Annotated in this window: 13 protein-coding genes; all 13 read left to right on the top strand. The window is 39.2% G+C overall.

Features of this window, described 5'->3' with window-relative positions; all coding sequences use genetic code 11:
* Nucleotides 1–205 precede the first annotated feature (205 nt).
* The 13 genes from FAX86_RS11430 to infC all read left to right on the top strand — a co-directional run bounded on the left by FAX86_RS11430 (nucleotide 206) and on the right by infC (nucleotide 15,501).
* Nucleotides 206–1,522 (top strand): heparinase II/III family protein, encoded by a 1,317-nt coding sequence (locus tag FAX86_RS11430; protein WP_246128583.1) that lies wholly within the window; start codon nucleotides 206–208, stop codon nucleotides 1,520–1,522.
* A gap of 15 nt (nucleotides 1,523–1,537) precedes the next feature.
* The gene (locus FAX86_RS11425) at nucleotides 1,538–2,710 is read left to right on the top strand and encodes a glycosyltransferase family 4 protein (protein ID WP_144393543.1); all 1,173 of its coding nucleotides are present in this window, start codon (nucleotides 1,538–1,540) and stop codon (nucleotides 2,708–2,710) included.
* A gap of 5 nt (nucleotides 2,711–2,715) precedes the next feature.
* On the top strand, nucleotides 2,716–3,663 hold the full coding sequence (locus FAX86_RS11420; RefSeq protein WP_205859182.1) for a UDP-glucose 4-epimerase family protein: 948 nt from the start codon (nucleotides 2,716–2,718) through the stop codon (nucleotides 3,661–3,663).
* Nucleotides 3,664–3,674: 11 nt separating this feature from the next.
* Entirely contained in the window at nucleotides 3,675–4,364 is a 690-nt protein-coding gene (locus FAX86_RS11415) for a PIG-L deacetylase family protein (protein WP_144393541.1), read from the top strand.
* Entirely contained in the window at nucleotides 4,364–4,930 is a 567-nt protein-coding gene (locus FAX86_RS11410; protein ID WP_144393540.1) for a sugar transferase, read from the top strand. Before FAX86_RS11415 ends, FAX86_RS11410 begins: the two co-directional genes overlap by 1 nt.
* Before the next feature lie 54 nt (nucleotides 4,931–4,984).
* On the top strand, nucleotides 4,985–5,767 hold the full coding sequence (locus FAX86_RS11405; protein WP_205859181.1) for a formyltransferase family protein: 783 nt from the start codon (nucleotides 4,985–4,987) through the stop codon (nucleotides 5,765–5,767).
* A gap of 214 nt (nucleotides 5,768–5,981) precedes the next feature.
* Complete coding sequence (locus FAX86_RS11400) at nucleotides 5,982–7,937, top strand: polysaccharide biosynthesis protein (RefSeq protein WP_246128581.1); 1,956 nt, start codon at nucleotides 5,982–5,984, stop codon at nucleotides 7,935–7,937.
* A 93-nt stretch (nucleotides 7,938–8,030) separates the two neighbouring features.
* Nucleotides 8,031–8,939 (top strand): sulfate adenylyltransferase subunit CysD, encoded by a 909-nt coding sequence (gene cysD / locus FAX86_RS11395; protein WP_144393538.1) that lies wholly within the window; start codon nucleotides 8,031–8,033, stop codon nucleotides 8,937–8,939.
* Entirely contained in the window at nucleotides 8,939–10,351 is a 1,413-nt protein-coding gene (cysN, locus tag FAX86_RS11390) for a sulfate adenylyltransferase subunit CysN (protein ID WP_144393537.1), read from the top strand. Before cysD ends, cysN begins: the two co-directional genes overlap by 1 nt.
* Before the next feature lie 83 nt (nucleotides 10,352–10,434).
* Entirely contained in the window at nucleotides 10,435–11,037 is a 603-nt protein-coding gene (gene cysC / locus FAX86_RS11385; protein ID WP_144393536.1) for an adenylyl-sulfate kinase, read from the top strand.
* A 6-nt stretch (nucleotides 11,038–11,043) separates the two neighbouring features.
* Nucleotides 11,044–12,810: an SLC13 family permease gene (locus FAX86_RS11380; RefSeq protein WP_144393535.1), complete on the top strand. Its 1,767-nt coding sequence runs from the start codon at nucleotides 11,044–11,046 to the stop codon at nucleotides 12,808–12,810.
* Nucleotides 12,811–13,009: 199 nt separating this feature from the next.
* Nucleotides 13,010–14,929: a threonine--tRNA ligase gene (gene thrS, locus FAX86_RS11375; protein ID WP_144393534.1), complete on the top strand. Its 1,920-nt coding sequence runs from the start codon at nucleotides 13,010–13,012 to the stop codon at nucleotides 14,927–14,929.
* A 26-nt stretch (nucleotides 14,930–14,955) separates the two neighbouring features.
* The gene (infC, locus tag FAX86_RS11370; protein WP_144393533.1) at nucleotides 14,956–15,501 is read left to right on the top strand and encodes a translation initiation factor IF-3; all 546 of its coding nucleotides are present in this window, start codon (nucleotides 14,956–14,958) and stop codon (nucleotides 15,499–15,501) included.
* Nucleotides 15,502–15,540: the final 39 nt, after the last annotated feature.

Here is a 15,540-nt window from a genome sequence, read left to right as displayed (position 1 = left end):
CATTCCTGTGCAGGAGTGGACATGGTCTTCTCCAGTATACAATCGACAGAGTCTTTTCGATGATAATAAGATCAGGTTTTTGTCCGCGGAGGCATGTTCTAGATCGAGTCACATATGGAATGACCATTCCTTTGAAAAGCTATGGCTATATAACTTACATTATTTCGACGATCTAAACTCTATAGATTGCTCCAATAGAGCGGATTTGCAAAAAGCATTTATTCAACGCTGGATTGAGGAAAACCCTGCATGTAAAGGAGTAGGCTGGGAGCCCTACCCAATATCGCTTCGCATTGTTAACTGGGTTAAATGGATGAGTAAGCAAAAGGATGTAAATTCTTTGTGGATACAGAGCTTAATACAGCAAGCAGATGCTTTGTCGCAGCAACTCGAATACCATATTTTGGGAAATCATCTATTTGCAAACGCAAAAGCATTGGTTTTTATTGGTTGCTTCCTTAATTCTGCCGCATCTGAAAGATTTCTAAAGCTTGGGCTTCGGCTGCTTGATAGAGAGGTTCCTGAACAGTTTTTAAAAGATGGTGGTCATTTTGAGCTTTCTCCTATGTACCATCAAATTGTACTATGGGATTTACTAGACTTAATTTGCCTAGCGGAGATCTGTCAAAATGACGAGTTGCTTGAACGGAGTATGGAGTGGAGAACTATAGCTGAAGGCGCTCTGCATTGGCTTGCTACTATGAGCCATCCAGACGGAGAAATAAGCTTTTTTAACGACAGTACTTTTGGTGTTGCACCAAAAAATCATATTATTCAACAGTACGCAAAGAAGCTGGGGATTGAGCGAAAAAATGTTCAGAGAAAGTATGCAGTTCATCTAGTTGACTCTGGTTATATTTCATTGGCAAATAATGCTTCAGACAAGTTAATCGTTGATGTTGGAACTGTTGGTCCAAATTATCAACCCGGTCATGCCCACGCTGATACATTGAGTTTTGAGTTAAGTCTTTTTAACAAAAGAGTTTTTGTTAACTCCGGTATTTCTGAATATGGGACTGGAAAAGAAAGACAATTCCAAAGAAGTACATCGGCTCACAATACCGTTGTAGTTGACGATAAAGATTCAAGTGAAGTTTGGGCTGGGTTTCGAGTTGCTAGGAGAGCATTAACCAAAAATATAGAGTTAAAAAACGAGGAAAACTCCAAGTTGATATTTGCAGAGCATGATGGATATATGCGTTTACCAGGTAAAGTAATTCATCGCCGTAGTTGGGATTACTCTGAAAATGAATTGATAGTAAAAGATAATGTAAGTGGAAACTTTACTAAGTGCTCTGCTCATTTTTTATTGCACCCCGAGGTGAGTATTGTAGAGTTAAAAAATAATGAACTGCTTTTACGTGTAAATGACTCTAAGAAAATAACGGCAACATTTTACAATGTTAAATATATTTTGATAGAAAAAGCTTATTGGTACCCTAGTTTTGGTGTGTCAATGGTAACAAATCGAATAGTTGTGGAGTTCGAAAGTAGTGAAGTTATTTCTAAATTTCGCTGGTAAAAATGGAGCGTTTAAATGAAGATTTTGATTTTATCCTTTTATTTTAAACCTGATTTATGTGCAGGATCTTTTCGTACGACCGCTCTTGTTGACAGTATGCTTCTTGAAGATCAAAAAATAAAAATAGATGTGCTTACTACAATGCCTAATAGGTATTCTAGCTACACTGCAGAAGCAGAAGAGTTTGAAAGGGATGAAAGAATCAATATTTTTAGGATTGAGTTGCCTTCACATAAAAGTGGAATGCTCGATCAGGCCAAGTCTTTTTTGAGGTTTTACTTGGAAGTGTTAAGGATAGTCAAAGACAGAAAATATGACTTGATTTTTGCTACCTCGTCAAGACTTTTTACTGCATTTTTAGGAGCAAGAATATCACGAAGACTAAGGGTTCCTTTGTATTTAGATATTAGGGATATATTTATAGATACAATAAATGATGTTTTGAATAACAGATTATACAAGCCATTAATTTTAGTAATAAAGATAATAGAAAAGTATACTTTTTCGAGAGTTCAAAAAGTAAATTTAGTCTCCCGAGGTTTCTTAAGCTATTTTGAGGAACGTTTTAACAGCTTGAATTATGATTTCTTTACTAACGGAATTGATGATGAGTTCTTGCTGGGCACTAAGCGATACGCTGAGCTCTCAAGTGAGCAAAGTACTAAAAAGAAAGTTATCCTTTACGCGGGTAATATTGGAGAAGGACAAGGATTACATAGGGTTGTACCGAAGCTAGCGCTAAAAGTCGGTGATGATTTTATGATTCGAGTAATAGGTGATGGAGGACGTAGAAAGGCTTTAGAGAACGCTGTGGAGAATCTGAATAATGTAGAGTTGTTACCTCCTATGACTCGAGAGAATTTAACCAAGGAATATGTTAATGCAGATGTGCTCTTCTTACATTTAAATGATTACAGTGCATTTGAAAAAGTACTGCCATCAAAGGTCTTTGAATACGCAGCAATTGGAAAGCCGATTTTAGCGGGAGTTTCTGGTTATGCTGCAACCTTCATAAACGAGAATATTTCTAATGCTGGAGTTTTTTATCCTTGCGATGAAGTCGCTGCAATTCAACAACTAAGTAAATTGAATTTTTGTAATGTTGATAGAGCTAATTTTGTTGAAAAGTATCGACGAAAATCTATTATGAAAAATATGGCTAATTCCATTATAAGCGAGGTGAAGTAGATATTGTGATTGCTTTAACTGGAGAAAGTGGTTTCGTAGGCTCATTTCTCGCTCAAAAGCTAGTAGAAGCGGGATATGATGGAGTTTCATTTTGCCGAAATGCAGGTTTTAAAAGTTTATTTGATAAAGCAATCGTTAGTGGTATTGACTCTAAAACCGAATACGCTGATAGATTATCTAAAGTTGAGTGCATAATTCATGTCGCTGCAAGGGCCCATATTTTAAACGAAGTAGCTCTTGACCCTCTATATGAATTTAGAAAAGTAAACACTTGCGGTACTTTGAACTTGGCTCAGCAAGCATCTAAAGCGGGTGTGAAAAGGTTTATCTATATTAGTTCAATAAAAGTTAACGGAGAAAAAACTGAGGCGGGTCAGGCTTTTACAGCCTCCACACCTCCTGCACCTAGTGACCCATATGGCATCTCTAAATATGAAGCAGAGCAAGGTTTGATGCGTATTGCTTCAGAATCGGGTTTGGAAGTTGTGATTATTCGTCCGCCGTTAATTTATGGTCCAGGTGTTAAAGCTAACTTTCAATCTATGATGAAGTGGTTAGTTAAAGGGATTCCATTGCCTTTAGGGGCGATAAATAATTCTCGTAGCCTCGTATCTATTGATAACTTGGTTTCGTTAATTATTCATTGTATCAAACATCCAGCAGCTGCAAATGAAATATTTATGGTTTCTGATGATGATGATGTGTCAACTACGCGTTTGCTTCAGCTTTTGTGTCAATATTTAGAAGTAAATACGAATTTAATTCCGATCTCGCAGAATTTTTTAAAAATTTGTTTTAATATGATTGGAAGACAGGATTTATACATTAAACTTTGCTCATCTTTAGAAATTGATATTTCAAAGACAAAAGAACTGTTAAATTGGAAACCCGAGGTTTCTATGGCAAGCACTCTGAAAAGTACTGCTACAGATTTTCTCAAAAACAACAAATAGGAAAGTATAAGTTGAATCCAGAATTAAATTTGATAGTCGTAGCACATCCTGATGACGAGATTTTGGGCTTTGGTGCTTCAGGCCATAAGTTAGTAAAACAAGGTGAAATAGTACAGTCAATTATATTATGTGGGAATGTTGATGCTAGGCATTTGAGGCCTACTGACGAAGAACTATATTTAGATTGTCTCAAAGCAAACGAAGTATTAGGCTTTTCAGAGCCTGTATTGGGTAGTTTTCCAAATATTCGGTTGAATACGGTTGACCATATAGAGTTAGTTCAATTTATTGAAAAGCAAATTCTTCAATTCAAACCAACTCGAATATTTACCCATCATCCTTCAGACTTAAATGATGATCATCACCAGATCTCTCGCGCTTGTTTAGCTGCAAGTAGGCTCTATCAAAGGAGAGATGACGTTCCTCCGCTAAAGTCACTACATTTTATGGAAATTCAATCCGCTACTGACTGGGCATATGAGAAAAACATGGAAGGTTTTCGACCAAATCTATTCGTTGAAATCGAAAATGAGTTAGATGTTAAGCTACAAGCATTGTCCAAATATAGAAACGTGATGCGTGAATATCCTCATCCAAGAAGTGTCGAAGCAATTAAAGGCTTGGCCGCGTATCGAGGCGCGCAAAATGGGCAAAATTATGCGGAAGCATTTCAAACGATTTTTCAGAGAGAGCTGGTGTAATGTATCGAGCTTTTGGGAAACGTCTTTTTGACTTATTTATTGTCATTTCCTCAGTAGTTTTACTCAGCCCATTAATGCTTTTAATTTCTTTATTAATTAAGCTCTTCGACCCTGGCCCCGTTATCTTTAAGCAGGTAAGAGTCGGAGTGGAAGCTAAAAAGTTTCAATTTTATAAGTTTCGTAGTATGCCCGTGAATACAGGAGATAAAGCATCCGATGAACTCGGTGAAATATCACTCACTTGGATAGGAAAGCTAATTCGTAGAACAAATTTAGATGAGTTACCGCAACTCTTTAATGTGCTGAAAGGTGAAATGAGCTTTGTTGGCCCAAGACCCCCGATTCCTTTACAAAAAGAGCTAATAGAGCTAAGAGCGAGTAACGGTGCATTGAGCTGTAAACCTGGATTGACAGGCCTAGCACAAATCAACTCTTTTGATGGAATGTCTGTTAGTGAAAAGGCAAAGTTAGATGGTGAATATGCAAATAAAATTACTTTCTTGGGCGATATCAAAATAATTTTGAATACATTTTTATATCTGCTAAAACCACCTCCTATTTATTGAGGAACGTCGATGAAATTTGGGTTTGTTACGTGCGTACAACTAGGTTTGTCTTGTATGGAAGCTATCTATGAAGTTGATGGTAAACTTGATTTAGCGATTACCTTGGAGGACGGACAGGCGAGAAATAAGTCTGGCCGTATTTATCTTGACGAGTTTTGTAGTACCAATAATATTCCATTAGTTAAGAGCTCACACATAAACAATGAAGTATGTATAGACATTATAAAAGAGTACGATCTTGACTGGCTTTTCATTATTGGCTGGTCTCAAATTGCTAGTAATGAACTATTGTCAGCACCAAAGAAAGGAGTGTTAGGTATCCATCCGACTTTATTGCCTGAAGGAAGAGGTAGAGCTGCTATTCCTTGGGCAATCTTAAAAGGTTTAGATAAAACAGGCGTGACTTTATTTAAATTGAACGAAGGTGTAGATACGGGAGATATAGTTGCTCAGGTAGAAATTCCTCTTGACGGTTCTACTGATGCTGCGAAATTGTATGATCAAGTAAATATTGCGCATGTGCGTCTGATAAAAGAAGTGTTTCATAAACTTAGAAATGAGAATATTGTATTAAAACCACAAGTTCATGAACTTGCAACTGAATGGCCAGGTCGAAAACCGGAGGATGGAGAAATCAATTTAGAAGGAAGTGTTTTTGAAGCTGAAAGATTGATCAGAGCGGTTACCCACCCTTACCCAGGGGCTTACTATTTTAATGATCAAGGTCAAAAAGTAATTATTTGGAAAGCATCTGTAGACGAGGGAAAAAACAATATGAGTCTTAAATTCTACGACGGTACTTTGATAGTTGAGGAATATGATTTAGTTAGTATGTAGATAACTCGAGTTTTTTATTTAATTAGTTAAACTTATATTTTGTAAAACCAGAACTGCGAAATTTAGAACTAAAAAATGAAGTTAGCGCCAAAAAGCTAGCTAGTGCTATAATTAAATAATCATATCCTAGGTACTAACGGGGGATATTTTGCTTAAGTTATTGAATAAAAGGAATTTAGAGTCTACTGTTACCCGAGCGTACACGGATTAGAAAATGATAAATATGATAAAAATGAATACCGCTATCCATTGGTTTATAAACTCTCCTAGGCCCGTTAAGCGGGCTATGACCGTCCTATTTGATCTCATGTGTATACCATTTTGCATTGCACTTGCGGCATGGGTAGAAGCAAGCGATGGGTTTGTTTGGACACCAAATGATATTGCAATTAGTTTACTGACAGCATCAATTTCAATAATTATTTTTGTTAAGCTTGGGTTTTATCGAGCTATCCTTAGGTATATTGGGACTACAACAATCTCTGTTTTGCTTATCGGTGTTTCTATCAGTGCAGCTATTTTTAGCAGTTTTTACTTACTATTCAATGGCAAATTTGCGTTAACTCAAGCGTTGTTTTATTGGTCATTCCTTACAGTGTTTATTGGTGGTTCTCGTTTAGCATTCAAAGCTTATGTTCAGCAAATGAATAAAGATGTATCTTCAGTTGCGATATATGGCGCAGGAGCGGCTGGTCGTCAACTAGCTTCTGCATTGGCCCATGGTGATAAGTATAAGCCAGCAGTATTTTTTGATGATGATATATCGCTTTTAGGCGCTGAGATAGATGGTTTGAAAGTGAACACGCCTCGAGAAATAGAAGCTATCATAGAGAAGTATCAATTAACCCATGTATTTTTGGCTTTACCTTCTGTAACTCGCTCAAGAAGAAATGAGATACTCAGAAAGCTAGAGCCTTTTCCATTGAGAGTAAAAACTATTGCTGGCATGGAGGATATTGTCAGTGGAAAAGTTAATATTGAAGAGTTAAAAGAATTAGATATTGAAGACCTTCTTGGAAGAGATTCTGTCGCTCCAGATGATTCACTTTTGGAAATGTGTATTACAGAAAAAGTTGTGATGGTGACAGGGGCGGGCGGTTCTATCGGCTCGGAATTATGCCGCCAAATAATACAGCTTAAACCAAAAACTCTTTTGTTATATGAGTTATCAGAGTATGGATTATATGCGATTGAGCGTGAGCTTAGAAAAATTATTAAGAAAAGACAGCTGGACATAGAGCTGTTTGCTTTGTTGGGTTCAGTTCAGCATAAAAATCGGATGGCAAAATGCATGGAGTCATTCGGAGTTCAAACTGTTTATCATGCCGCTGCTTACAAGCATGTTCCAATAGTGGAACATAATATCGTTGAGGGCATTCGTAACAATGTATTCGGTACTTTTCATGCTGCTGAAGCCGCTCTAAACGCGGGCGTTGAAAAGTTTGTTTTGATTTCCACCGACAAAGCTGTTCGACCAACAAATATTATGGGAGCCAGTAAGCGACTTGCTGAATTAGTTCTCCAAGGCATGAGCGAAAAAAGTAATTCAACTATTTTTACTATGGTTCGATTTGGAAATGTACTAGGTTCTTCTGGGTCTGTAGTGCCTTTATTTCGAGAGCAAATAAAGTCTGGTGGTCCTGTTACAGTAACTCACCCTGATATTATTCGTTATTTTATGACGATTCCCGAAGCTGCTCAATTGGTTATTCAAGCCGGAGCGATGGGAAGAGGTGGTGATGTCTTTGTTCTTGATATGGGAGAGCCTGTTAAAATAGCGACTCTTGCAGAACGTATGATCCACTTAATGGGACGCTCGATTAAGTCTTCTGATAACTCTCGGGGAGAAATTGAAATTCAATATTCCGGTCTTCGTCCTGGCGAGAAGCTCTATGAGGAATTATTAATTGGTGAAAATGTTGAAGGAACAGAGCATAGTCGAATAATGACGGCCAACGAAGAATATCTAGGCTGGGAAGAGATGAGTAAATCCCTAGAATTACTTGATAACTTATGTAATAACATGGATTGTGAAGGTATTGCACAGTTATTGTTGCGATTACCGACTGGATATAATCCTCAGCACGCGGTTTGTGATCTTTTGTGGAAAAGTCAGGCAGACCTTAAAAGTGGCGAGGAAAAAGTTGTTCAGTTTAAAACTCTCAGTTAGATATCTTAGTTAATTCATTATTTTAAGTTTTTATTAGAATTCAGTAAATCTGGCTGATATGATAATCAAAAATATCAGCTGAATTGTATTCTAATGATTTCAAAAAAAATCAATCACTTAAAAGCCCTCGAAATGGAGTCTATCCACATTTTTCGAGAGGTCGCAGCAGAGTTTGAAAAGCCGGTGATGCTTTACTCAGTAGGTAAAGATTCATCGGTGTTATTGCATCTCGCTAAAAAAGCCTTCTATCCTGGCAAAATTCCATTCCCCTTAATGCATGTTGATACTACCTGGAAATTTCGGGAGATGATTGAGTTTCGTGACCAAATGGCTAAGGATATGGATTTCGAATTAATCGTTCATCAGAATGAAGAAGGCAAGAAAATGGGTATTAATCCATTTGATCATGGCTCAGCCAAACATACGGATATCATGAAAACACAAGCTCTTAAACAGGCATTGGATAAATTTGGGTTCGACGCTGCTTTTGGTGGGGCTCGTCGAGATGAAGAGAAGTCTCGAGCAAAAGAGCGAGTATATTCATTTCGAGATAAAAATCACCGTTGGGATCCTAAAAATCAGCGTCCTGAGTTATGGAATATATATAACGGCAAGGTAGATAAGGGAGAAAGCATCCGAGTATTTCCATTGTCTAATTGGACCGAGCTTGATATTTGGCAATACATCTACTTAGAGGGAATACCGATTCCGAGTTTGTATTTTGCTAAAGAGCGTCCGGTTGTCGAACGCGATGGCACCTTGATAATGGTTGATGACGATCGTATGCCTCTAGGTGACGGTGAAGAGCCGATGATGAAAAAAGTTCGTTTTCGCACGTTAGGATGCTATCCATTGACTGGAGCGGTCGAGTCTGAAGCAGAGACGTTACCGGAAATTATTCAAGAAATGTTGTTGACCAAAACGTCTGAGCGTCAGGGGCGAGTTATTGATAGTGACTCAGCTGGCTCTATGGAAAAGAAGAAAATGGAGGGGTATTTCTGATGAGTCATGCATCGCCTCTAATAGAACAAGATATCTTGGCTTACTTGAAGCAACACGAAAATAAAGAGTTATTACGTTTTATTACTTGTGGAAGTGTGGATGACGGTAAAAGCACATTGATTGGGCGTTTGTTGCACGATAGTAAAATGATTTTTGAAGACCAGTTAGCAGCCATTTCAGAAGATAGTAAACGAGTGGGTACTCAAGGGGATGAAGTAGACTTGGCTCTTTTAGTCGATGGTCTTCAGTCTGAGCGTGAGCAAGGTATAACGATTGATGTCGCTTATCGATATTTTTCGACAGATAAAAGAAAGTTCATCATTGCTGATACGCCTGGCCACGAGCAATACACTCGAAATATGGCTACTGGAGCTTCTACTTGTGATCTGGCGATTATTTTAGTCGATGCCCGCAAAGGCGTTCAAACGCAAACACGTCGCCACAGTTTTATTTGCTCTCTTTTAGGAATAAAGCAAGTTATAGTCGCTGTCAATAAAATGGACTTGGTGGACTATTCACAAGACCGTTACAAAGAAATTCAGGATGAATATTTAGAATTAGCAGGTTCATTAGATATTCCCGACATTCGTTTCGTGCCTATCTCTGCATTGAAAGGTGATAACGTGGTTAATCCGAGTGAACATCTTTCGTGGTTTCGTGGCTCAACATTGATGGAGTATCTTGAGAAAACTGATATTGAATCAGCTCATCTAAACGACGATTTCCGTTTTCCCGTTCAGATTGTCAGTCGGCCGAACTCCGAATTTCGTGGATTTCAAGGAACCATTGCAGCAGGTAATGTTAAGGTGGGTGATACAATTCGTGTATTACCCTCAGGAACGATTTCGACCATCAAATCAATCGTAACTTATGATGGTGAGCTTAATGAAGCTTCCGCGCCGATGGCCGTCACATTGACTTTAAATGATGAAGTTGATGTCAGTCGTGGCAATATGATCGTTAAAAAGGACGCTTTGCCCCATGTGTCACCTCGTCTCCGTGCAAAGATCATTTGGATGCACGATGATCCAATGAAACCGGGTCGAGAGTATTATTTTAAGCTTGCAAGTAAACAAGTGACGGGTGAGTTCGAAAAAATTCGCCATCAAATCGATGTTAATACTTTGGAAGAAAACGACGCAAACTTTTTAGAGTTAAATGAAATTGGTTCGGTTGATGTAAGCCTATCGGAACCCGTTGTTTTTGATGCTTACCAGAAAAATAAGCAAACCGGTGGATTTATTATTATTGACCGGATGTCTAATTTAACTGTTGGAGCAGGAATGATCGAGTCTGCTTTAATTGGAAAGACTGAGCATCAACATGAAAAAGTGGCTTTGAGTCCTTTTGAAAAAGATCTTATTGAGCTGTTGAGAAAGCATTTTCCTGAACTGAATACAAAATTGAGTTAACTTTATATTAAGAAAAATTAAGAGCCCCTGGCAAGGGGCTTTTTTGTTGGTTGAAGATAAAATATGGGACATGGGAGAGTGTAATGAGCTCCAATATTGTTTGGCATAATGCAGCCGTTGAACATGATGAAAGAGTTTCTCAAAAAGGCCATGATGCTTGCTTATTATGGTATACCGGGTTGTCTGGTTCTGGAAAGTCAACTATCGCGAATGCGGTCGATCGCAAGTTATATGAATTAGGTTGCCACAGTTATTTATTGGATGGTGATAATATCCGTCATGGACTCAATGCTGATCTTGGATTTGATGATGCATCGAGAAAAGAAAATATACGACGAATAGCAGAAGTTTCGAAATTATTTATTGATTCAGGATTGATTGTAGGAACGGCATTTATTTCTCCATTTAAAGAAGATCGTGAGCAAGCAAGAGCATTTGCTGGTGACAAATTTATCGAGGTATACGTTGATACGCCACTTGGTGTTTGTGAACAAAGAGATCCGAAAGGACTGTATAAAAAAGCACGGCAAGGAGAAATAAAGCATTTCACGGGTATTTCCTCTCCTTATGAAACACCGGAGCAACCAGAAATCCACATTAAGACAAATGAACAATCCATAGAGGCTTCGGCTCAACAAGTGATTGATTTTTTATATACAAAAAAAATAATTAACAGAAACAGCTAAATAATTATGCAACCTTATCTGGTTTTGTCGGTTGTATTCGCGTGTTTCTTGGCGCTGCTATTTACGCGAAAAGAGCCAGAATTAATTTTTGGCGGTGGATTATTATCCCTTCTGTTATTTCAGGTTATTCCAGTTGAGCAAGCTCTGTCAGGTTTTTCTAATCCAGGGCTTATAACGGTTGCTTGCTTGTATGTGGTTGCTGCAGGTATGAATGAAAGTGGTGCCCTTAAACCTTTAATTCAAAAAATTACATCGGGTGTTAAGACGGTAGAGCAAGGTGTGATAAAAACAGCCGCGCCAGTAGCTTTGTTAAGTTCATTGTTAAATAACACACCCATTGTTGCTGCTTTAATACCCTCTATTTCGAGTTGGAGTAAAAAGAAAGGCTGGAGTAATAGCAGTTTTCTTTTACCCATCAGTTACGCAGCCATTCTAGGCGGAACATGTACTTTAGTGGGCACAAGCACAAATTTAATTATATATGGGTTTATTCAAGAATCAGAATTTAAAAATAATCTCGGGTTTTTCGACATTGCTTTGATTGGAGTTCCGATTACCATTGTTGGAATTCTATACCTTGCAATTTTTTCAAAAAGATTATTAAAAGAAAGACGTTCTCCACGAAGCTCATTAGGTAAAACGCGAGAGTATTGTGTGGAAATGCTCGTTAGTGCAGATGGTCCTCTAGTAGGGAAAACTCTGGAACAAGCTGAATTAAGAAATCTTCATGGCCTTTATTTGATTGAAATTATTCGAGGCGATTTAGTGATGGCGGCGATAGGACCATCAGTTTCACTTGTGGCAAATGATCGCTTGGTGTTTACGGGAGTTGTTGATTCAATCAGTGAGCTATTAGAAATTGAAGGCTTAAAGTTGGCTGAGCAACAAGTTTTTAAGTTGTCGGGAAATACTGGTCGCGCCAGATTGGTTGAGGCGGTAATCGGTCAGCATCATCCTTTGATCGGAAAAACGGTAAAACAAGGCCAGTTTCGTAAGCGCTATAATGCGGCGATTATCGCTGTTGTTAGAAATGGTTATCGGTTGAAGATGAAAACCGGCGATATCGTTTTGCGTCCTGGAGACACGTTATTGATGTTAGCTCGAAGAAGTTTTGTCGAGCAGTTCCTGTATTCTCGAGATTTTCTATTGGTTAACGGTTTGGAAGATCTTAATTTAGATAACGGCGAGAAACGACCTTGGGCCTGGATAAGTTTGTTCGCACTAGTTTCCTTGGGAGTAAGCGGCTTGGTGCCGGTGGTTGTCGCAGCAATGTGCTCAGCTGCAATGATGTTGGTAACAGGATGTATTAGTCTTAATCGAGCAAAGCAGAGTTTAGATTTACAAGTATTGTTGACAATTGGCCTGGCATTTGGGTTGGGAAAAGCATTAACGCTTTCAGGTGGAGCAAAAGTTATCGCCGACAATGTACTATTGGTATTAGGTAATCATCCTATTGGTCTATTAATAGCTGTTTACTTAATGACCGTCGTACTTACTGAGATGGTAACGAATAATGCGGCTGCCGTAATTTCATTTTCACTTGTTTCTGGCGTCGTTGAGGCGATGGGATATAATTTGATTCCTTACGCGATCGCTATCATGGTCGCCGCATCCGCAAGCTTTATTTCTCCGATGGGTTATCAGACCAACCTCATGGTTTACAGTGCGGGTGGATACCGAATGAGTGATTATTTAAGATTAGGGCTGCCACTGAGTATTCTTGTAGCGGTGTGTACCCTAATCTTGATACCCGCTTTTTGGAGCTTGAACTAGCTTTCTATTAAATCGGGCATCTTTTCAAAGTCACTATTAAATATAAAGAATCTCCTCATAAATCAAAAATATGACTTCTTTTCATAACCTTATGTAGCCAGAGCGCGCCTAGTTGATATAAAATCGCCAGTTGTCCAATCTATCTGACAGATTGGTAGAATTATATTTTTACTTTCAATGAGAAATCAAAGGTTTAGTAATGCCAGTAATTACCCTTCCTGATGGAAGTCAGCGACAGTTCGATAATCCCGTCACTGTATTTGACGTGGCAAATGACATTGGTCCAGGTTTGGCGAAAGCCGCTTTGGCCGGAGTAGTTAACGGTAAAGAAGTGGATACTACATTTACTATCGCTAAAGACGCTGACCTGGCAATAATTACCGAACGTGACGAAGAGGGCCTTGAAGTATTACGGCATTCTTGTGCTCATCTTCTGGCTCAGGCAGTTAAGGAATTGTTTCCTGAAGCCCAAGTCACCATTGGTCCTGTTATCGATAATGGTTTTTATTACGACTTTGCTTACGAGCGAGCTTTCACTCCTGAAGATCTTCAAGCGATAGAAATGAAAATGACTGAGCTCGCGAAAGAGGATTTCCAAGTCGAACGTTCGGTTATGCCGAGAGACGAAGCGGTCGAGTTTTTTCGTAACATGGGCGAAGAATATAAAGCAGAAATCATCGCGAGCATTCCGACTAATGAAGATATTTCTCTGTACAAACAGGGAGATTTTATCGACCTTTGCCGTGGTCCACACGTTCCGAGTACTGGAAAGCTAAAAGCTTTTAAGTTAATGCGAGTATCTGGAGCTTATTGGCGAGGTGACTCTAACAATGAAATGCTGCAACGGATTTATGGAACTTGCTGGTCGAATAAAAAAGATTTAAAGAAGTACTTACACCGACTGGAAGAAGCTGAAAAGAGAGATCATCGTAAGCTAGGTAAACAGCAACACCTTTTTCACTTTCAAGAAGAATCACCGGGAATGGTGTTTTGGCATAATGATGGCTGGTCAATTTTTAAAACATTAGAAGCTTACATTCGAGATGTTTTGAGAAAGTACGATTACCAAGAAGTAAAGGCCCCTCAGGTGCTAGATCGCAGTTTATGGGAAAAATCCGGTCATTGGGAAAAGTTTAAAGACGATATGTTCACTACTGAGTCTGAGAATCGCACATACGCTGTGAAACCGATGAACTGTCCTGGACATATATTGATCTATAATCAAGGCTTAAAGTCCTATCGAGACTTGCCATTGCGAATGGCTGAGTTTGGCTCGTGTCATCGTAATGAGCCATCAGGAGCCTTGCACGGCCTGATGCGTGTTCGAGGCTTTACTCAAGATGATGCGCATGTATTTTGTACCGAAGATCAAATACAAGATGAAGTATCGTTACTTATCGATATGATCTATCAAGTTTATGCTGACTTTGGTTTCAATAAAATAGAAATTAAGTTATCGACTCGTCCAGAGAAGCGTGTCGGTAGTGATGAAATTTGGGACAAAGCAGAAGAAGCATTAGCTGAAGCATTAAAGTCCAAAGATATTGAATATGAACTGCAACCCGGAGAAGGTGCTTTTTACGGCCCAAAAATTGAGTTTTCTCTTCGGGATTGCCTCGATCGTGTATGGCAATGCGGAACCGTTCAGTTAGACTTCTCTATGCCAGGTCGGCTTGGAGCTGAATTTGTAGGTGAAGATGGGAATAAGCAGACGCCTGTTATGATTCACCGCGCAATTTTGGGATCTCTTGAGCGTTTTATCGGAATTTTGATTGAAGAATATGCAGGAAAATTCCCGCCTTGGTTGTCGCCAACACAGGCCGTAATCATGAATATTACAGATAATCAGGCGGAATTTGCTCAAAAAGTCGCACTTTCATTGAATAATAAGGGCTTTAGAGCAAAAGTAGACTTGAGAAACGAGAAGATCGGCTTTAAAATTCGCGAGCATACTTTATCGCGCGTACCTTATCTGTTGGTTGTGGGTGATCGAGAGATGGAACAAGGTCGAGTTGCGGTAAGAACTCGAGCGGGTGAAGACTTAGGAGCTATGGAACTCGATGAATTCGAAGCTTTACTCAGCGAGGCTGTTAACGACCTGGGTCGAAAAAGTGTGTAATTTGAAATTATCTGGAGGAATGAGACATTAAAAGTCCAAAAGGCAAAGCCGGTCCACAAAGGGCCCAGCGCATAAATGAAGAAATAACAGCAAAAGAAGTTAGACTCATCGACGCTGACGGTGAACAAGCCGGCGTAATGAGCGGGCAGGAGGCATTAGCCGCTGCCGAGGAAGTAGAACTCGATTTAGTCGAAATCTCTCCTGATGCGAAACCTCCGGTTTGCCGGATCATGGATTACGGCAAATTTTTGTTTGAGAAGAAAAAAGCGGCAGCTGCGGCGAAGAAAAAGCAGGTGCAAGTGCAAATTAAAGAGATTAAATTTCGTCCCGGAACGGATATCGGGGACTATAACGTTAAGTTGCGTAATCTCATCAAGTTTCTAGAGCACGGTGATAAAGCGAAGATAACTGTTCGTTTTCGTGGTAGAGAGATGGCGCACAAAGAATTAGGGATGGAGTTACTCAGCCGAGTCGAGAAAGATCTTGAAGAATACGGTGAAGTAGAGTCTCGTCCAACTATGATGGGACGTCAAATGACCATGGTCATGGCGCCCACCAAAAAGAAGAAATAAGAATTTAAACTAAGTCTCCTTGCCGAGGCTGGTTTAAAA

Origin of the sequence: Pleionea sediminis, assembly GCF_007570825.1 — a bacterium.
Taxonomy (GTDB): domain Bacteria; phylum Pseudomonadota; class Gammaproteobacteria; order Enterobacterales; family Kangiellaceae; genus Pleionea; species Pleionea sediminis.
The sequence above is the reverse complement of the archived record's forward strand: the minus strand, read 5'-3'. Positions and strand labels throughout refer to the sequence as shown.